Raw genomic sequence first — 19,599 nt, 5'->3', positions numbered from 1 at the left:
ACATCTCTTCATTTCAGCCTCAAAATCTATAGTTAACATCAAAGACGAGACTTAAATCATGCTCGCGCTTACCGTCATAGGGTTGCTTGCTCCAGAGCAACATAGCGCCCACATCAAATACTTGATTGGTCCCATAACGCTGCCCATAGCCCGCTGTGGTACTTATTCCGCCACCATAGTCTTGCTGCCAGTAATAACCGGCACCCAGCACAAATTGTTGACGCCAGACTTGATCATATTGACGGTACAACACATGGTCGGCAAATAGAGTCGGCGCAACACTAAGGTCTCGTTTAGGGCTGTAATACGCGCCATCCTGCTGACTGTTGCTACTCATACTAATAGATGGCAACAAATCAACCGTCAGATAGGGACCCGTGAACAGGCGTTCTAAACCGCTGATGGCATAGTTGAGTCGCTGGTTATCGTCAGAAAAATCACTTAGCCCAAAACTGAATTGGTATTGACGACGTTCGTTTTCATACCAACGCACGAACCCTCCCGCCTGATTAGACGTCACCCCGCTACGAATCGCACGCAGTGGTGTATCACGCGCTAGCCGTTCAACATCCGTACCCAAGCGCCAGTGATCATTGAAATCATGCCAGTATGAAAAACGCAGCCCCGTTTCATTGTCACCGCGGGCATTATGGTTAGACAGTTCCAGCTCGCCCCAGTTATCGCGACTGCTATATTCCGCCCCTAGAGCTTGAATACGTTCGCTGCCCTTCCCTTCGTCAAAGCGTCCTGCCCGATAGTCGAAACCGATAAAGGGCCGCCAGTGTTCATACATGCGTGGGCCATAAAGTGCCGAATACAGATTCAAGTCATGAGCACCGCTCACCGGATTGTCAGAAGAGATACCTTTACTGCCGCCAAGCCTAAATTCCGACAAGTTTTCAACTTGATGGCTACGTACCAGTTGCTGCGTAGCTGGCTCATCGGCACTACGCTGCATGACATCTTCAACCAGCAGGTCAAACTGATCCCACTCTTGCAGACTTTGTGCAACATAAGCCTGTTGGCGCTCTAAACCCAAGTTGGCAGGCTCTAGCACTTCACCAATTTTTAGCTGCCGTTCGGCGGCTCTTGGCAGACCTCGAGCTAACAATACTTCTGCTACGTTAATACGTAAGCCTTGGTTGCCAGGCCCACTATCACTCAGCTTTAGGTTATGCAGCTCTGCAGCATCTAGGCGATTAATTTTTTGTAAATAATACGATTCTAGTACTTGGCCAGAGAGCCAGTTATCGTTGGGCTGTGGAGAGGTCGAACCATGGTAATAACGGTATTGAGGAGTATTGGCAGTGATATCCCGCGCGATCTGTCCGGCTTCGTTAAGACGCTCGCTTTCCAGTGCCGCAAAGAACAAATCTTGTGCATCTTCTGAGGGCAGCTGAGAAGCAGGCTGACCGACAAAGAGTTCGCTGAGAATACGATAAGCCTTATCCGGTTGTCTATTGGACAGGTAAGCACTGGCGGCCCAGCGCTGAGCATAAGCGGGGATCGAATTTCCCTGTTGTTGCAGGCGTTCGAATTCGTCAATGACATCCGTAAAACGGTTACGCGCCTGATAGGCTCCGAGACGATCAATGCGCGCACGCCGACTATCTGCCTCAATAGCCGCATCAACAGAGGCATCAGTACCTATCTGAGCTTTCCAGTTTTGTAGCAATGTGGTGTAGCGCGCTAGAGCGCGGTCTGCAATCCGATGTTGCTCCTGTTCGCCGCGACTATCAGTCTGGGCCATACGCACCAGCTCAGCGGCTTGATCCAGCTCCAACTTGCGTAGAGTGGTGGCGCTCGGATCCAGTTGTTGCCCAAGCTGAAGCGCAGGTGCAGACACCTGTTCCACGGCCAAAGCATTCATCAACATAGGATTGAGGTTAGCCTGTTCAGCGCCTTGATTAAGTTCTTGTAACTGAGTTAAAGCAAAAAGCTCATCCCAACCGTTACCATTACCTTTGATAACATAAACAAACACTTGATGGCTAAGATCACTGCCACTTTCCAGCACAAAACGATCCGCTTCGTGGCGAGCTTGATGCTGTTGACCGGCATCTGTAAGACTCATGATCCAACCGGCACGAGCATCCTGCTGCTGTGGGTTACTGCGCAATACTTCCTGCCAGATGGCTAAGGATTTCTGCCATTGTTGCTGGTTTCGATAAGAACGGGCGACCGCTAACACGCCGCGCTCGGGAATGCGGTTACGGACGGTATGCGGCAGGCCCTCCCAAACCAAGATCACTTGTTGGTCATCACCAGCCCAGTTGGCTACCTGCAGCCAGTCGGCCTGCATGCTTGTATTAAGGTGCTTACGATTCTGCTCTAACCAAGATAATAAAGGGCCAGTGTTTCCAGCCCTAGCCTGACTCACCAAACTGTCATAGGTAGCATCAGCGGCCATCACGGGAATAGCAGACAACACCATAGCCAGCACAAAGCAGCCTGAGTGCAGATTAGGTAAGACCATTCTTCTTAGCTTATTTACAACATTAGTTTTAAATTTCACAGTCTAGGCCTGCCATAGTTTTTAAGGTCAATCAACGCTTCGCCTATGATATGCAAGAACTCTATTTGGCTAAGCTGATCAACGAAGTTTTTAATCATTGGTAGTTGTTCTATAACAGCTGTAGCTCTGTTACGACTTAAGGCTCTCGAGCGAGTAAGATGCATACTATAAATGGCAGGATAAAGGACGCAGATCCTAAGTTCATTGGGGTAAACGGGGGGTCTAGGCATCCGTGCCTCTCAAAGTTCGAACTCCATGTTGCAAGCGTAGATACCAATCGTAAAGCGTGATGATTAATTCAGATAGTTTGTTGAACTTGCTTAAATTAACAGCAACGACCGCTTCATTCAACCTAAAAATGCTCAACAACCAAGCGAATACGTGTTCATATTTTACTAAAAATCTCGAGGATATAAGTAATCCATTGTAACTAATGTGGAAGTGTTCAACCGTATGGCCCAGCAGCGTTGACGCTAAGGACTATGTTTCCACACATGTTATGGCCGATTGCTTATTAACTAACATAAATATTTAAGAACAATAATTATTAACCACCAATTACAGACTTTATAAAATACTTACAGCAGTAACAACCTTGATAATTTAAATTATTATCACGTAATATCGAAAATAATTATTTTAACGTGATAGCACTAAAATCGAGCAAGGATGCCTTGTGCCCAAGTTCTGGTTCTGGTTAACAGCGAAACAACACATACAACTTAAACAATGCTCCTATCTGCACCTAAATGTGGGCACTCGAACGGATTCAGCTAGCCATAGTTATGTCTGCATGCCGAGCATAAAACTAAAAATGAGATCTTGGCTTATATAAGCTGACAGAGTGACAGCTATCCGAGCTCAACTGTGACAATATTTGTTAATTAGCGATTGGTGATAAAAGCTGTTGGCAAGCTCAGTTAATAAACGGCAACCAGCAGTAATGAAGCGATAATAGCTATTTTCCCCGATTACTCTCTGCCAATGGCTCTCTGCTAATGAGAAACTCGGGTTTTGTTGCGTGCTAACGAGGCTTACATGCGCATAATTTATGGACTTATTATTGCCGCGCTGGGCGTAGCGCTCTTGGTGGGCGTGCAAAAATGGCGCGGGCCTGTGTTACCCGCAATAACGGTGGAGCTTAAGCCGCTGGAGCTGCGCATTGTGGCCAGTGGCGAGGTGCGCTACCAGACCTTAGCCCGTATTGGCAGTGAGATAACCGGCACGGTTCTCGTCCGCCATGTGCGTGAAGGCGACCGTGTTAATAAAGGTGATTTGCTGATTGAGCTAAATCGCGATCAAGCACAGTCTGGCCTAGCTCAAGCAAAAACCTTACTGCAGCAGTTACAAAAAATCAGTCGCCCTCAAGCGCAAGCCGCACTTAAAGAGGCGCAAGAAAATGCTAATCAAGCCAGCCGAGAAGCCCGCCGCCGACAGGCATTGGCCAGCAAAGGCACTATTTCTACCGAGCAAGCCGAGCAAGCTCGGCGTTTAGAGCTGACTGCCAACACCCTGCTCACCCGTGCCCAATTAACGGCCAACTCCTTAGCGGCCAATAGCATCGAAGAACAATTATTACGCCAGCGCATTACCAGTGCCGAGGCAGACTTGGCCAAGACGCGCATTTATGCGCCCTTTGCTGGCCGCGTGCAAACCCGCAATGTGGAGCCCGGCGACTTAGTGCAACCCAGCACAGTCTTGCTGGAAATCGCCCGCAGCAATACAGAAAATACCCGTGACGGATTAGAGGATGGCTTAGAGGTAGTAGTCGCATTAGATGAGAAAAACTTTGCGCCGCTGCAATTAAACCAACCCGTACAACTGATTGCCGATGCCTGGCCCGAGCAAACGGTAGCAGGCATGGTGAGCTTTATCGCACCAGCCGTGGATAGCGGGCGCGGCACTATAGATGTGCATATTAAGGTGCTGGCAGATGCCTCAACTCAAACTTTAGCCACCCAGCAAAAGCCCCATGCATTTTTACAGGGCATGACGGTATCGGCCAATATTATTGCCAACCAGCGAGACGCGACCTTAGTGCTGCCCAATGATTATCTGTTAACAAATACCAGCGGAAAAACACAAGTATTGCGCTGGAAAAATGGCAAGGTGAACGCTGTGCCGGTGCAATTAGGCTTACGCAATATGACCCACAGTGAGATTATTGCCGGCCTTAACGAAGGCGACGTTGTGGTGCACGCAGACAAGCTACAAGCGGATAAGCTTAGTGACGGCAAGTCGGCGCGAGTGCGTTTTGAGCAAGCACCTCATGTTATTCGTTAAGCGCTTGGCGCGGTTGCGCGATTCACTGTGGATAGAGTGGCGCATTGCGCTGCGCTTTCTCGCCGATAATCCGCTGCAAACCTTGCTGATCAGCGTGGCCATTTCGGTGGGTGCGGCGGTCATAGTGTTTATTACCGCACTCATCGTTGGCCTGCAAAATAACGTGATCGATAAAACCTTGGGCACCCAAGCGCATATTCGGATTGAGGCCACGCGCCAGCATAATAATTTGTCGGCCCCGCCTGATAATAAATACCTGTGGGCATTAGAAAGCCCGCGCGCTCAGCGCTTACAAACCATTAATAACTGGCAAGAAGTGCGTGATGCGCTAGATAACTATGGCGCATTTAATGGCATATTAAATACCGTATCGCCGCTAATCTCTGGCCCCGCCTTTGCGCAAAAAGGCACGGCTCGCGCCTCTGTGGCCTTAATGGGCATAGATCCGACACGTTATTCTGGCATTATTAATCTCAACGATTACCTGCAAGCAGGTCGCTTTAGTGTGGATGCCGGTGATGTGTTAATTGGCAGTCAGTTAGCCACAGATTTAGGGCTGCGCACCGGTGATAAGTTGCGCTTAAATGCCGGAGATAACCGCCAAACGGTGGTGAATGTGGTGGGTATCTTTGAGCTAGGAGTACGCGAGCTAGACAGCCGTTATGTCTATACCAGCCTCAAACAAGCGCAAGCGCTGCTCGACCTACCCGGTGGCGTGACCATTTTAGAACTAAAAATTAACGATGTATTTGCCGCCGAATATTGGGCGCAACGCATCGGCAAGCTCACGGGCCTGTATGTACAAAGTTGGATGGAAAGTAACGGCCAGCTGCTCAATGCCCTGCAATCTCAAAGCATGACCACCCAGATGATCCGTGTATTTGTGGCCATGTCGGTGATCTTTGGCATCGCCAGTGTGTTGGCAGTGAGCGTGGTGCAGCGCACCCGAGAGATTGGTATTTTGCGCGCCATGGGCAGTTCTCAGCAGCAAATTTTACGGGTGTTTCTCTTACAAGGCGGCTTGCTGGGCTTAGCAGGCTCGCTGCTCGGCGTGTTGGTGGGGTTTCTCTTGGTGCTGCTGTTTAACAACTTGGGCAAGAGCTTATTTGTTCTTCGATTAGAGCCTTCCATGCTGCTGTCGGCAATTTTAATTGCCACTGTGGCCGGCGTTGTAGCAGCCGCGGTGCCGGCCCGTCGGGCAGCGAAATACGATCCTGCAGTGGCGATTCGTTATGTCTAACTCTATGCCTAACTCAGAGCGTTTAACGCGTGATGGCTCTCTACAAAAAAATCAGCAAGACAGCTATCAAAGCAAACAGCAAAACAAGCCGCAAATAGTGCTGCAGCTGGATAAGCTAAATAAAATTTTTAACCCCAACACGCCGCTAGAAAACCATGTGTTGCATGATATTTCGCTGCAAGTCAGTCGCGGCGAATTAGTGGCCTTGGTTGGCACCTCTGGCTCCGGCAAGAGTACGCTACTAAATGTGATGGGTTTGTTGGATGTAGCCTCAACAGGCGAGCTGCGTATTCAAGGGCAGTTAATTCAAGGCCATTTGCCTTCAGGCTTGAGCGAGCAGCAACGTACGCAACTGCGCAGTGAATCCATTGGCTTTGTGTTTCAGTTTCACCACTTAATTAGTGCCTTTAGCGTATTGGATAATGTGCTAATGCCACTGATGCTGCGCTACGGGAAACCCTCAAAAGAGCAAACCGCCTATGCTGAATATCTATTAAATGAGGTGGGATTAAGCAACTTTATCCGCCAATCCACTAACCGTTTATCTGGTGGTCAGCAGCAGCGAGTGGCGATAGCCCGCGCACTGGTTACGCGCCCCGCATTGGTATTAGCAGATGAGCCCACCGGTAACCTAGACACCCAAACCGCAGATGAAGTGTTTAACTTATTTGAGCGCTTTAACCTAGAGCATGAATGCGCCATTGTGATTGTCACTCACGACCCTCGCCTTAGTGCCCGCTGCCCGCGCACCATCCGTTTAAGTGATGGCCGCGTAGTTTATGATGGCGCCTCGGCAGACTTACCGTAAACCACCGTTAAGCGCTTTATGCCGTACGTTGAACGTTAAACCACAGTTGAACGCTTTACGCCGTACGCTGACCGTTAAACCATCGTTAAACGTTTTAAGCTAAAGACCGCAGACAGGCTTTTCACTTACGTAAAGCGTACGGCGTAGAACGTACAGCGCAAAACGTACGGCTTTCTCTCACAAAAGCTCGGCTCTTTCATCAAGGCATTCATCAGAGCCCATCTCGAATTCGCGGCAGATCCACGGCCGCTGTTCATAAATGGTGCACAACATGGTTTCGCGGTCGATGGCCGAGCACCAGCCATCGTCTAAGCGCAGCATGGTTTCGCCGCCCCATTTATCTTCAGTAATGTGCTCTTTAGGCACGCCGGTATCCGTAATCAGCATCACTTCTAACCGGCAGCAGCATGCCCGACAGGTAGCGCAGGTTACTTCTTCTGCCGCTATATTTTTAACGTCAATAGTCACTAATTTTACCAAGCTGATTACCAAGTATCTTACGTTGAACATTCCCCCAAACGCTCGCTTTTGGCCGCTGTTTGAAGTACTGATGGAGCGTATCTTAGCACCCTTCAGCGGTGCAAAAAACCAACTAACTGCTGCTAAGTTTTGCTTGAATCCTTACTCGGAAAAATTGTTAGTATAAGTACTTTAATTAGCTGGTTTTGATTAGATCTATTAAGTTGATAAGATCTACTGGCACGGTCACTGGTTTCCCTTATCGGCGCTTTCAAGGATATGAATATGTTTGACATTATCGGTGATATTCACGGTTATGCCACCGCGCTGGAGCGCTTGTTAACCAAACTCGGCTATGAAGAAAAAGCCGACGGTTGGCAACACGATGAGCGTAAAGTGATCTTTTTAGGTGACTTTGTGGACCGCGGCCCCGAACAAGTGAAAACCATTACTATTGCCAAAACCATGGTCGATAATAATCATGCCTTAGCGGTAATGGGTAACCACGAATTTAATGCCATCGCTTGGGCGACCCCCGATAAAGAACAGCCGGGCCAGTTCTTAAGAACGCACACCAAGAACAACTTTAACCAGCATGAGGCCTTTTTAAATCAAATTCGCGAGGGCTCGGTTGCTCATCAGGCAGCCATTGCTTGGTTTAAACAGCTGCCGCTGTATTTAGACTTGCCCGGCCTACGAGTGGTGCATGCTTGTTGGCATCAGGAATATCTCACCACCTTAGCTCCCTACTTAAACGAACACGCAATAGTGCTAGAAAGCGCTTGGCCTGAACTCTGCCGTGACGGCAGTGCCGCCTTTGAAGCGCTGGAAACCATTCTTAAAGGGATGGAAATTGCCCTGCCGGCAGGCGTTGAGTTTACCGATAATTATGGCCATGTACGCAAACGTACTCGTACTAGCTGGTGGCTTTCGGGCAATCATATTACCTATCGCGATTTAGCCATGGTGCCCAGCGATGTGATTTCGAAAATTCCCCATGAGCCTGTGCCACCCCATTTACAAGCGGGCTATGATGGCGATAAGCCATTGTTTATTGGTCATTATTGGATGAACGGCACCCCAGATTTAATTAATAAGCATATCGCCTGCCTGGATTGGAGTATTGCGGCCAAGAATATCCCCAGCCCCAAGTTATGTGCCTATCAATGGAGCGGTGAAAGCGAGCTCACTGCCGATCACCTAGTGTGGGTGGAGCGCTAAGCGCACTTAAATCACGCATCAATAACCCAGTTAACTTTTGTGCTCGCGAGCTGGAATATAAATCGCCACACCGTTTTATTTCCAGCCAGTTCTCTACACGCAAACGCCACAGCAAAAAATTCAGCAAGGGTATTCGTTCTTCAAAACAGCCTCTAAAAATTAATATCTTGTAGCCCGCTAACAGTCAGGTGTCTCGCGCCAGCACTAGGCTTATCTTGCTTTTGAAACTCATATTATGATGTTCGCCTGCCTATTAGCCGGTTCTTAGTACTGGCGAGCCTGCAAAATGTTTCCTACCTTAAGTTATTGTGCAGTGAAATCAGCATATTAGCAGTGCATGATAAACCTTTAGGGAGAAAGCTGAATGCAACCTAATAAGTTCTATAAACCCATACGCATCGCGAGTTTTGTCGTGCTCGGCTTGATGCTGGTCGCAGTGCTTTATGCGTTCACCATGACAGTCCTGCACTGGACTGGGATCAACGTCTAGGATGAGGCGCCATTATGAACAATAGACAAGCTAGGCTGTTCGCAATTGGTTCTACCGCCTTTGCTGCCATCTTGTTTTTGGGTATGACATTGGACAGCCACCGCCAGTTTCCCACACTCACCAACGCCGATAAGATCACACCAGAAGTGATCCACGGTAAAGACGTGTGGCACAAATACAATTGCATTAACTGCCATACCTTATTTGGTGAAGGGGCTTATTACGCGCCCGATCTCACCAAGATTACTCAGCACAGAGGTGAGGCTTATTTGCATGCCTATATGCGAGATCCTTCAAAATTTTACGACGAGAACAAGCATCGCCGCCTAATGCCCAAACAAGATCTTAGCGAAAAAGAAATCGTCGATCTGGTCACCTTTTTAGGCTGGGTAAGTGAAGTAGATAATCAAGACTGGCCGCCAAGGCCAATTTTAGTGACCGGTGGCTTTAGCCAAGCCGCAAGTGCAGGCCCGAGCGGCACTGAAGCCTCGGCTACTACGGCAGGCAGCGGCAGTGATCCACGCGCCTTAGGCGAACAACTATTTTCTACTGCAGTCCCCACCTGTAAGGCTTGTCATTCCTTAACACCGGGTGCAGACGGCGCCGGCCCCAGCTTGGCGGGCATAGTGACGCGCACCGAACAGCTACTCGCAAGCGATGAGTATCAGGGTGAAGCAAAAGATGTAGAGGCTTATCTGCATGAGTCTATTGTTCAGCCTTCTGCGCACTTAGTGCCGGGTGCTATGTATTCGGCAGGCGGCACTTCTTTTATGCCAATCGGTTATGCGGACAGCCTAACGGCCGAACAAGTTGACCAGCTAGTTGCGTTTCTCGCTACTCTAAAATAATGCTCGCGACTGCCGCACAAGCGGAAACGTGAATAAGGAGAATGATAATGCGCTATAAGTCCCAGTCGGTTGCCTATTGGTACTTTGCCGTGGCCATGGTGTTATTCGGTTTGCAGCTGGTGTTTGGCTTGCTGTCGGCCACCAAGTATTTAGGTCCGGATCCCTTACTTTATATACTGCCCTTTGACGTGACTAAGGTTATCCACACCAACTTATTGATAGTGTGGGTATTAACCGGCTTTATGGGCGCCACCTATTGGATCGTCCCCGATGAATCACGCACCGAGTTGCACAGCGTTAAGCTGGCCTACATTCAACTGGTGCTGTGGACGCTAATGGGTGTCGCCGCCGTTATCGGTTATCTGTTTCGCTACGGCACTGGCAATAAGTTGCTGGAACAACCCTTGCCGCACAAGATTGTTATCGTTATCTGCATGCTGATATTTTTGTATAACATTAGCATGACCATCAAAAAATCTGGCCGCTTCACCACCACAGAAGGCGTACTGGTGCTGGGTTTGGTCAGTACCGCGGTACTCTTCTTCCCCGCCTTACTCGAATACGATAACTACACCATCTCTATCTTCTATCGCTGGTGGACCATTCACCTGTGGGTAGAAGGCGTGTGGATGATGATCATGGGTAGTTTTCTGGCTTATCTGCTGATCCGCTTGTCTGGCGCCGACCGAGAAGTGATGGAAAAATGGCTGTATATCATTGTCGGCTTAGTATTTCTGGCCGGTATCGTGGGCACGGCGCACCACTATTATTGGGTGGGTGTACCTTATTATTGGTTACCCATTGGTGGTTTCTTTAGTGCGCTGGAGCCGCTGGCCATCGTGGGGATGGCCATGTATGCCTATGGCGCCCTGCGCCGCTCAGGCCTATCGCATCCTAATAACTTAGCGCTGCATTGGACTTTGGGCAGTGCCATTTTTACACTGTTTGGCGCCGGTTTGCTGGGTCTTGCTCATACTTGGCCGAGCGTAAATAAATGGACTCACGGCACGCTGATCACCGCCATGCACGGTCATGCGGCCTTCTACGGTGCTTACGCCATGATAGTCATGGCCGTGATCACTTATGCCCTGCCTTCACTGACGCACAGTCGCAAAAATCAAAATAATTCCATTGGTTACTGGTCATTTTGGCTGCAGCTGGGCGGTATGTTTGGCATGACGCTGTCGTTTGCCACCGCCGGCATCGGCCAAGTCTATCTGGAGCGCATTATGGGCATGGGCTACTTGGATGCACAGCTGAAAATCCAAGTGCACTTTATTATGCTGATTGCCTCCGCCACCTTATTCACGCTGGGTGTGGGCTTATTTATCTATGACTTCTTCCGCCGCCGCCCGCGCTTTGAAGTGACCGAAGTAGACCCAGCTTACGATGTGTTTGAAGAGCAAGCCGAAGCTCCGATTCCAACTTCAGCTCAAACTCCAACGCATGCCTCGGTCCAAGCCCCGAGTAGCCCTAAGCGCAGGCTTTAACATGGGCATCACTCAAGACTTACGCCAGCTGGCACCGGTGCCAACCACTGAGCCTTGGTATCAGCCGGCAGGCAACGAGGTATCGCTGTTTGAGCAATGCCACGCGCGCAATCTGGCGGTGATGCTCAAGGGCCCCACTGGCTGTGGTAAAACTCGATTTGTGGAGCATATGGCGTGGCGCTTACAACGCCCGTTAATTACCATTGCCTGTCATGACGACTTAGCGGCCAGTGATTTAATTGGCCGCTACCTTATTCAACATGATGGCACCGTCTGGCAAGACGGTCCTTTAACGCGGGCCGTCCGCGAAGGGGCCATCTGTTATCTGGATGAAGTAGTAGAGGCGCGCCAAGATACGGTAGTGGTGCTACACGCACTCACCGATCACAGACGCATTTTACCGATCGATAAAACAGGCGAAAATCTGCAGGCTGCGCCCGGCTTTCAACTGGTGGTGTCTTATAACCCCGGTTATCAACGCATGCTTAAAGATCTTAAACCCAGTACTCGCCAGCGCTTCGTGGCCATGGACTTGGACTTTCCCGCTCCCGAACACGAAGCCGTGATTGTGCGCCACGAAAGCGGCGTCGATCATGCCACTGCCACCGGACTGGTGGCACTGGCCGAGCGAATTCGCCAACTTAAAGATAGAGGCTTAGCAGAAGTACCCAGCACCCGCTTACTGATTGCCGCTGCCACTTTGTCGGCCTGTGGTATTGGGCTGCGTGAAGCTTGCTACGCCGCCATTGTTTCACCCTTATCTGATGAACCGTCGATGATCGCCGCTCTTCGCGATCTGGTTGACGGCACCTTCATCTAATATGGCAGAACCCGAAGATCTGCTTAGCGATGCGGCGCGTCACGCCACCATTTATACCCGCAGAATGTGGCGGCGCTACCGGCCCTTGCCGGTGGGGCCGCCCACTGCCCTATTAGCCGATGTGGCACCGCGTTTAGACTTACTGATCACTGCCATTACCGGCCACAGTTATCCACTGCGCATTGCTCAGCATCCGGCACACCCTACTTTTTTGTCCCGCCTATTTGGTCGGGTACAAGCACCTTGGTTACAACAGGCGCTGCCCGCTACCAATGGCAGTTATCTGTGGTTGCCCGCTGATTCTCGCATCTCTGATATTGATCACGGCAACGAGCTGTATCGGGTGATGGCCTTGCAACAAGCACTGCGCGCCGTGCGTGGCAGTGCTAAGCCGCCACAAGCGCTAGATTCGGCGTTACAACAAGACGTGTATTTGTTGTTGGAAGCTTGGGCGACCGATGCCGAGCTCATTCGCCAACTGCCCGGCATGCACGATGCTGTTATGCACCTGCGAAAACATGCGCTGCAAAGCCGCCCGCCGCTGCAGAGCTTTTCTAAAGCACGCCAACCGTTAGAACTGTGGTTACGACAGTTACTCGCAAGCTCAATCACCGACTCCGTCATTCCATTGAGTAAACAGTCTGCGCAGTCTTGTTGGCTCGCCAATGAGCTTATTCATAGCCTGCGGCTGCTGCCTAATAAACCACAAGCTGAAAATGCCAAAGTAAACGAGTCACTCTTGGGCGGTTCGCCGCTATTAAAAGACTGGTGGACCGGCGAGCTGCGCACACCCAATGCGGCTAAAGCCAGTACCAAGAATGCAGAAGACGCAGATGGCAATAAGCAAGCCGCCGACACTAAGGCACCGCGCAGCAGTCACCTACCTCGTCGGCCCGAAGTACGAGAAGCGGTAGCAGATGAAGATGGGGACAAAGGTGACGATGGCATGTTGATGGTTCAGCTTGATGAGCCACACCAGCAGGCCGAAGATCCTTTTGGCCTCAACCGGCCTACCGATAAAGATGAAGACACCAGTGCCGATGACTTTGGCGACATGCTGTCAGACTTACCGGAAGCACGCTTAGTCTCTACGCCTGGCACGCCGAAAGAAGTGCTGATCGCCGACGATCCGCCGGATACCAATACCGCTATGCAACTCAAGCGCGCGATACGTGAAGGCCGCGGCATCAAATATCCAGAATGGGACTTTCGCGCCCAAGCCTATCGGGATCCCGGTGCCACGGTGCGAGTATTGCCGAATCTACTCGGTACCCAAGCCTGGGTAGACGACATCCAAGAACAACATAGATCCTTGCTCAATCAAATCCGCCGTAACTTTGAGATACTCAGTGCCAAGCGCGTCACTCGGCGCAAACAATTAGACGGCGACGATATCGATCTTAATGCTTGGATCGACAGCTACGCAGACTTTCGCGCCGGCGGTGCCTTATCTGATGCCTTATATCAAACGCGCCGCACTGCGGATCGCGATCTGGCGATCACCTTATTGATCGACGTGAGTGGCTCTACCGACAGTTGGGTAAGTGACAATAAACGCATTATTGATGTGGAGCGCGAAGCCCTGCTGCTGGTCTGCATAGCGCTGCAAAGCATGGGTGAGCCTTATTGCGTGCAGGCCTTTTCTGGAGAAGGCCCAGATACGGTGATGGTACGCGAGATAAAAGGCTTTAAAGAGCCGTTCAGCAACGAGATTGCGCTACGCATCAGTGCCTTAGAGCCCGAGCGCTACACCCGCGCCGGTGCCGCTATTCGTCATGCTACGCAGTCATTGATGCAGCAGCCAGCCAGCCATCGTTTGCTACTGCTGTTATCAGATGGCAAGCCCAACGATAAAGATGATTACGAAGGCCAATACGGCGTAGAAGACATGCGCCAAGCGGTTGTAGAGGCCACCCAGCAGGGCATTTCCGCCTTCTGCCTGACTATCGACCGGCAAGCACCCAGCTACCTGCCGCGCATCTTTGGTGCCCATCATTACGCCCTACTACCACGGCCAGAGAACCTGCCCACCGCCCTGCTCGATTGGTTAAAGCGATTGGTTATTCATTGAGTGAATAACTGCTAAATCTTAAATTAAAGCCATAACGTGCATCTGAGCAGCGCGCATTTTTTAGGCATAGCGCTTAGTAAGCTGAGGCTGCGTTTATTTACACTACACTTGAATGTTGGTAATAAGCCGCACCTTTGCTGTCACATTAATAATTAGGTTGGCTTGTGCCAAAACCCATCAATTAAGGAGAGCACTATGGGATTTTTTAATAACATTCTTGAGAAACTCGGCATGGGCAAGGCTCAGGCTGCAACAACAGCTCCTGATAAACCCACTGACACGCCCACCGCTGGTAGCCCAGTTGAAACCCCTGCGCATGAATCGGCCGCTCCCGCTCCTGTGCAAACCGTCGATGTTACTGCTCAGCTAGAACAGCGTGCGGCGGCCAACTCGCAGAAGTTAAACTGGCGCACCTCTATCGTTGATCTATTAAAGCTGCTCGATATCGACAGCAGTTTAACGGCACGCAAAGAGCTCGCCACCGAACTCGGCTGCCCTGCAGATTTAATGGCAGACTCCGCCAAGATGAATACGTGGTTACATAAAGCCGTGCTGGCACGCATCGCCGCCAACGGCGGTAACGTACCCCAAGATCTATTGGACTGATCTTGCGGATCTTTGCGTTAGCATGTGGAAGAGACGTCACTGGTAACTAAAAGTACAAATAAATAAGGCGTGATAGTGTTAACTCGCACGCCTTTAGATTTTCAACTCCATTTCTACCGAAATACATTCAAGACTTATAACGCCGCATTAAACTGACTAAAATAGTGGGTTATAATGTGTAGCGAAGCGAAACCTAACCCACTATTTTAGTTACGTTTTAAATGCCTTGTTATACGGCTGTAAGCAATTAATGCACATCATCTGCAACTCATGATTCTTTTTGGGTTTCCACCAGTGTTCCATTGCCATAGTGAGTTTTTAGCTAGCGCAATGGTACTTCGGCTACCTGCTGCCACCGCGATGACGTCAGACATTACTTTTCTCGGCTCAAGACTTTCATTGCGCCCCCAAATCCAGAGACTGCCATCCGGTCTTATCGCAAGCGAATGGCTGCTACCTGTGGCAATAGCGTTGGCTCCATCCATAATACGCCCCCATTGAATGGCTTTATCACCATAACCGTGATTGCCCAAAGGCCCATAGATATTACCACCAGTTCCCCAAACACTACCGTCTTGCTTTAGAACGAGAGCGTGTCCAGTATGTGATGCAACCTGAACCGCATTTTCTGAGGTTTGGATGTAGTAATCTGTTGAAGTGAGCTTACCATCACCATACTGCCCTCGGTGTGCCAAACCTTGCACGAACAAAGCCCCTCCTCGAGTAACATAATAATTGGCACTATCTCCTATGGACGCTGTAATAACGTTGCTGGCAATAGGTAGAGAGTCCATAGAAAGATTTTCACCAAAACCTAGCAGGTCTTTAGTCTGAATGTTCCACAAAGAGTCATCATTGCGAATCACAAATAATCCCGATTTCCCTGCGTAAAAAGATTTAACATTCTCCATCAAAATTTTGCTTTTCGTTGGATCTTCTTCCCAGGCAAGTAGCTTGTTTTGATCTGTAAGTGCATATCGATTTCGTTTACCCACACCGACCTGGATAACTCCTGAAAAGCTCTCCCGTGGCGCATTAAAGTCACTCCATGCGTATACCTTGGCTCCGCATATAGCGAGAAAATTGTCATAGTAAGCTGCTAGTAACGGAGAAGAGCTATCGGCCGACACAGGTGGTACATATATGTTGAATGTTGCCAGCAGCAAGATAGAAACCGACCAACGAGTAAAGATCTTGTGATAACCATTGTTCAAAAATTTGTTCATTTCATGTACCGTATAACGCCGAATTAAGGTGTGAGCAACGCTACCACCCAACCTAGACCATTGCACCGTAAACACACAACCCAACCTTGCACTGAAAATGCCAAGCGTTGGGCATCACTCTTAAATGCTTTGTTATAACAACTTTTCGAACTCACTATAGTGCCACGACAAATTATCGATACTACCTGTTGTCTGCACTACTTTTCTATACTCCCCATATTCAGATTCTAGCACTGGGTTTAGCTCTAAAATTTTAGTTTTGGTATTTATGGAGAGTAAGAATCTATCAAATAGTTTGTGTATGTCAGCTCGAAGTAGAATACCATTTTCCAACGTGTCATTTTTGCCACTGAACGGAACTATATGCGCAGCTTCAAGTACTTGCGGTAATTTACTTCCTGTTATGGCGCAAGCACCATAGGCTTCAAGAACTATTGAACGAAACTCACTTTGTTTAGTTCGTGTAGTCACCTTTGAAAGAGTTTGAACTTTACTACTTTCAGTTTGTATTACTGGGTGAGTGTAACCATCGTCTAAATCAAGCTCTTCGATCGACTCGTGCAGAACCAAGCTCAAAGGGTTAATTGGGCTAGAATCAATACCTTTTAGGAAGCGAATTTTAGAAAGTAATTTGGCACAACAAAGCTTTGTGCTCAGAATTTCTTCGCGAACTTTCCAAAGAATATTGAGCTCTTCAATACTCTTTTTTTCAATATATGCGTCTAATTGTTCAACCTTAATTCTTGCAGCTTCTATTCTTTCTAAACGTGCAACTTCGGCATTACGTTTCTGTTCTTTTTCTCGCGCTCGATCTTGGAGTTCTTTCTCCGCTAACAAGTAATAAAGATCTTTGCTTTTTTTCTTGTTCTTGAGTCTGCTTTCCAAACGTTCAATTTTGTCCCGAGTACTCAAGCCATGATTTTTTCTTTTCTTCATTTCAATCGCCAAATTTGACTCGTTGTTATAACATTTTAATTGTAAGCATGCGTACTTACGTTCATTAAACCACAGAGCAAAAAACAAAGAACCAACTGATCTTGCTGGTTATTTTTAATAATCACGCACCTTGCCATGCGATAAAACGCGCATGCTCATTTTACTGCTTGCTCATGCTCAACATCAACGGACGTACCAGATTCAAACTATTGATAAATATAGAGTTTAAAAATATTATTGAGCACATATAGGCATCAGGTTTCAGAAATACGAGCATGTTAGTCGAGCAAGGGTAAATATACTGTATAAACGCTCAAGCTTTCTGGCTGCAACGTGCTGCATCTTCATTACTATGAAGCATGGTTTTCATATGTGACCATTTTGGACGGAGTGAGTGTGAAGTTCAATTGAAAAGCCATACAAAATGTACTGTTAATTTATTAATTTTCAGAAAATAAAACGCTGCGCTGTCTAACAACTACTACCTTCAGGCGGATCCACACATTAGAAAGAAGCGGCAGGAATTATCGTAGCCAACCGTTAAATGCCAGAGTCAGCAAAGGCTCCTGCAATGCAGACATTCTCGCCATCCATGGCTATCGATGGCATTTGTCGAGCGCCGCATGGGGCGAGCCTGTCTCGCCATGACGAACTGTATCAGCCTAACGAACATCCAGTGAATGTTCGCAGTAGGCTTATACTGTGAGTGTCATTAGCCCGTAGCGAGTTGGCGGAGATAATCCTGCTGCCTCTTGACGTAAAGATCAAATAAAAAGCGGGATCCTGATTTTCATCAGGATGACGGTTAACAGACGGCTATAAGCTGTTAGATACCGCCTTTTGTAGTCCGACGTTTTAGCTGTTGGTCTTGTAGAGCAGGAAGGTTTAAATATTTCCGCCTTCGGCGAAATGCGAGAGCAAGCATTCGCCTACAAAAGACAAACGGAGATCATGACAGGCTTCAGGATGACGGTAAAAAACAGGATCAAAAAAGGCGTGAAGATTTTACCCTTCACGCCTACTCTTTATTTCTAATTCTTCACACCTAACTCTTCACGCCTCACGGGCTTTACGAGCAAAGCCTTACTTAGCGCTGGGGCGCAGTGTTGGGAACAGGATCACGTCACGGATGGTGTGTGAGTCAGTTAACAACATCACTAAGCGATCGATGCCGATACCTTGGCCGGCAGTAGGCGGCAGGCCGTGCTCGAGGGCGGTGATGTAGTCTTCGTCGAAGAACATGGCTTCGTCGTCGCCGGCTTCTTTTTGGTTTACTTGATCTAAGAAGCGCTGCGCCTGATCTTCCGCGTCATTCAGCTCGGCAAAACCATTAGCAATTTCACGACCGCCGATAAAGAACTCGAAACGCTCGGTAATGCTAGGGTCGTTATCATTACGACGCGCCAGCGGTGATACTTCTGCTGGGTATTCGGTAATGAAGGTCGGCTGGATCAAACGGTGCTCAACGGTTTCTTCAAAGATCTCGGTGATCACACGGCCTAGGCCCCAGCTTTTCTCGGTCTTGATCTTCAGGTCTTTGGCGACTTCAAGCGCAATTTCTAAGGTGGCCAACTGCTCAATCGTCACTTCTGGGTTAAATTTCAAGATCGAATCTTTCATGCCCATGCGTGCAAATGGCTGACCGAACTCAAATGTTTCTTCACCGTATTGTACGGTTGAGCTGCCCAGCACTTCTGTGGTGACGGTGCGCAGCATTTCTTCGGTGAAGTCCATCAGATCCTGATAGTTGGCATAAGCCCAGTAGAATTCCATCATGGTGAATTCTGGGTTATGACGCGGCGACAGGCCTTCATTTCGGAAGTTACGGTTAATTTCGAATACTTTCTCAAAACCGCCGACTACCAAGCGCTTCAAATATAGCTCAGGCGCAATACGCAGATACATGTCCATATCCAGCGCGTTGTGATGCGTGATAAACGGACGAGCCGAAGCACCACCTGGGATCACTTGCATCATGGGCGTTTCCACTTCCATAAAGCCATGGCCATTCATAAACTGGCGAATCGCGGCCATCACCTGTGAGCGCACCATAAAGGTATGGCGCGAGTCTTCATTGGTGATCAAATCCAGATAGCGCTGGCGATAGCGGGTTTCTTGGTCGGTTAAACCGTGGAATTTCTCAGGCAGTGGGCGCAGCGCTTTAGTCAGCAATTGGAAGTTATCCATGCTCACGTATAAGTCACCTTTACCAGACTTGTGCAAGATACCGGTCACGCCGATAATATCGCCGATGTCTAAACCGATGTACTGGTCTTTAATAATGGCTTGCGCACCTTTAGTGGTGTAAGCCTGAATGCGACCGCTCATATCTTGCAACACTAAAAACGGACCGCGTTTAGCCATAATACGGCCGCCCACAGACACGGTTTTATTCAGCTCAATTAAGGCCTCTTTATCAAGCTCACCAAACTCGCTTTGCAAGTCCGCGCTCAGGTGCTCGCGCTGAAAATTATTCGGGTGGCCATTGGCCGGACAATCTTTGCGAATGTGATCAAGCTTGGCACGGCGCTCGGCGATCAGCTTATTTTCGTCTAGTAACTGGTCTGTCATGATTTGCCTTTATAA

The 19,599-nt window shown here is 49.0% G+C and carries 14 protein-coding genes; 9 read left to right on the top strand and 5 right to left on the bottom strand.

Features of this window, described 5'->3' with window-relative positions:
- Positions 1 to 19: 19 nt before the first annotated feature.
- Complete coding sequence (pgaA, locus tag R0134_RS02315; protein ID WP_319783297.1) at positions 20 to 2,476, bottom strand: poly-beta-1,6 N-acetyl-D-glucosamine export porin PgaA; 2,457 nt, start codon at positions 2,474 to 2,476, stop codon at positions 20 to 22.
- Positions 2,477 to 3,553: 1,077 nt separating this feature from the next.
- Here pgaA and R0134_RS02310 point away from each other — a divergent pair.
- From R0134_RS02310 to R0134_RS02300, 3 genes are read left to right on the top strand one after another with little or no spacing between them, the layout of a single operon-like run.
- A complete protein-coding gene (locus tag R0134_RS02310) occupies positions 3,554 to 4,798 on the top strand; it encodes an efflux RND transporter periplasmic adaptor subunit (RefSeq protein WP_319783296.1) in 1,245 nt (414 codons plus the stop codon).
- Entirely contained in the window at positions 4,785 to 6,038 is a 1,254-nt protein-coding gene (locus R0134_RS02305; protein WP_319783295.1) for an ABC transporter permease, read from the top strand. The genes R0134_RS02310 and R0134_RS02305 overlap by 14 nt, the downstream gene beginning before the upstream one ends.
- A complete protein-coding gene (locus tag R0134_RS02300) occupies positions 6,031 to 6,846 on the top strand; it encodes an ABC transporter ATP-binding protein (protein WP_319783294.1) in 816 nt (271 codons plus the stop codon). The genes R0134_RS02305 and R0134_RS02300 overlap by 8 nt, the downstream gene beginning before the upstream one ends.
- A gap of 177 nt (positions 6,847 to 7,023) precedes the next feature.
- Here the strand turns inward: R0134_RS02300 and R0134_RS02295 are convergent, their stop codons facing one another.
- Positions 7,024 to 7,293, bottom strand: a complete 270-nt coding sequence (locus tag R0134_RS02295; RefSeq protein ID WP_319784286.1) for a YkgJ family cysteine cluster protein — start codon at positions 7,291 to 7,293, stop codon at positions 7,024 to 7,026.
- Positions 7,294 to 7,590: 297 nt separating this feature from the next.
- On the opposite strand from R0134_RS02295, the gene R0134_RS02290 reads away from it, so the two are divergent.
- The 6 genes from R0134_RS02290 (at position 7,591) to R0134_RS02265 (ending at position 14,851) form a co-directional block, all read left to right on the top strand.
- On the top strand, positions 7,591 to 8,526 hold the full coding sequence (locus tag R0134_RS02290) for a metallophosphoesterase (protein WP_319783293.1): 936 nt from the start codon (positions 7,591 to 7,593) through the stop codon (positions 8,524 to 8,526).
- A gap of 504 nt (positions 8,527 to 9,030) precedes the next feature.
- The gene (locus tag R0134_RS02285) at positions 9,031 to 9,864 is read left to right on the top strand and encodes a c-type cytochrome (RefSeq protein WP_319783292.1); all 834 of its coding nucleotides are present in this window, start codon (positions 9,031 to 9,033) and stop codon (positions 9,862 to 9,864) included.
- 47 nt (positions 9,865 to 9,911) lie between these two features.
- Complete coding sequence (locus tag R0134_RS02280; protein ID WP_319783291.1) at positions 9,912 to 11,354, top strand: cbb3-type cytochrome c oxidase subunit I; 1,443 nt, start codon at positions 9,912 to 9,914, stop codon at positions 11,352 to 11,354.
- A gap of 1 nt (position 11,355) precedes the next feature.
- A complete protein-coding gene (locus R0134_RS02275; RefSeq protein WP_319783290.1) occupies positions 11,356 to 12,174 on the top strand; it encodes a CbbQ/NirQ/NorQ/GpvN family protein in 819 nt (272 codons plus the stop codon).
- A 1-nt stretch (position 12,175) separates the two neighbouring features.
- On the top strand, positions 12,176 to 14,245 hold the full coding sequence (locus R0134_RS02270; RefSeq protein WP_319783289.1) for a nitric oxide reductase activation protein NorD: 2,070 nt from the start codon (positions 12,176 to 12,178) through the stop codon (positions 14,243 to 14,245).
- Between the two features lie 195 nt (positions 14,246 to 14,440).
- Positions 14,441 to 14,851, top strand: a complete 411-nt coding sequence (locus R0134_RS02265) for a DUF3597 domain-containing protein (protein WP_319783288.1) — start codon at positions 14,441 to 14,443, stop codon at positions 14,849 to 14,851.
- 257 nt (positions 14,852 to 15,108) lie between these two features.
- Here the strand turns inward: R0134_RS02265 and R0134_RS02260 are convergent, their stop codons facing one another.
- From R0134_RS02260 to lysS, 3 genes are all read right to left on the bottom strand, one after another.
- Positions 15,109 to 16,077, bottom strand: coding sequence for a hypothetical protein (locus R0134_RS02260; RefSeq protein ID WP_319783287.1), 969 nt, complete (start codon positions 16,075 to 16,077; stop codon positions 15,109 to 15,111).
- Between the two features lie 132 nt (positions 16,078 to 16,209).
- Positions 16,210 to 17,025, bottom strand: coding sequence for an HNH endonuclease (locus tag R0134_RS02255; protein WP_319783286.1), 816 nt, complete (start codon positions 17,023 to 17,025; stop codon positions 16,210 to 16,212).
- A 1,071-nt stretch (positions 17,026 to 18,096) separates the two neighbouring features.
- Positions 18,097 to 19,584, bottom strand: a complete 1,488-nt coding sequence (lysS, locus tag R0134_RS02250) for a lysine--tRNA ligase (protein ID WP_319783285.1) — start codon at positions 19,582 to 19,584, stop codon at positions 18,097 to 18,099.
- Positions 19,585 to 19,599: the final 15 nt, after the last annotated feature.

Source organism: Oceanisphaera sp. IT1-181, assembly GCF_033807535.1.
In the GTDB taxonomy this organism is placed as follows: domain Bacteria; phylum Pseudomonadota; class Gammaproteobacteria; order Enterobacterales; family Aeromonadaceae; genus Oceanimonas.
This window is presented reverse-complemented; position numbering and strand designations above follow the sequence as displayed.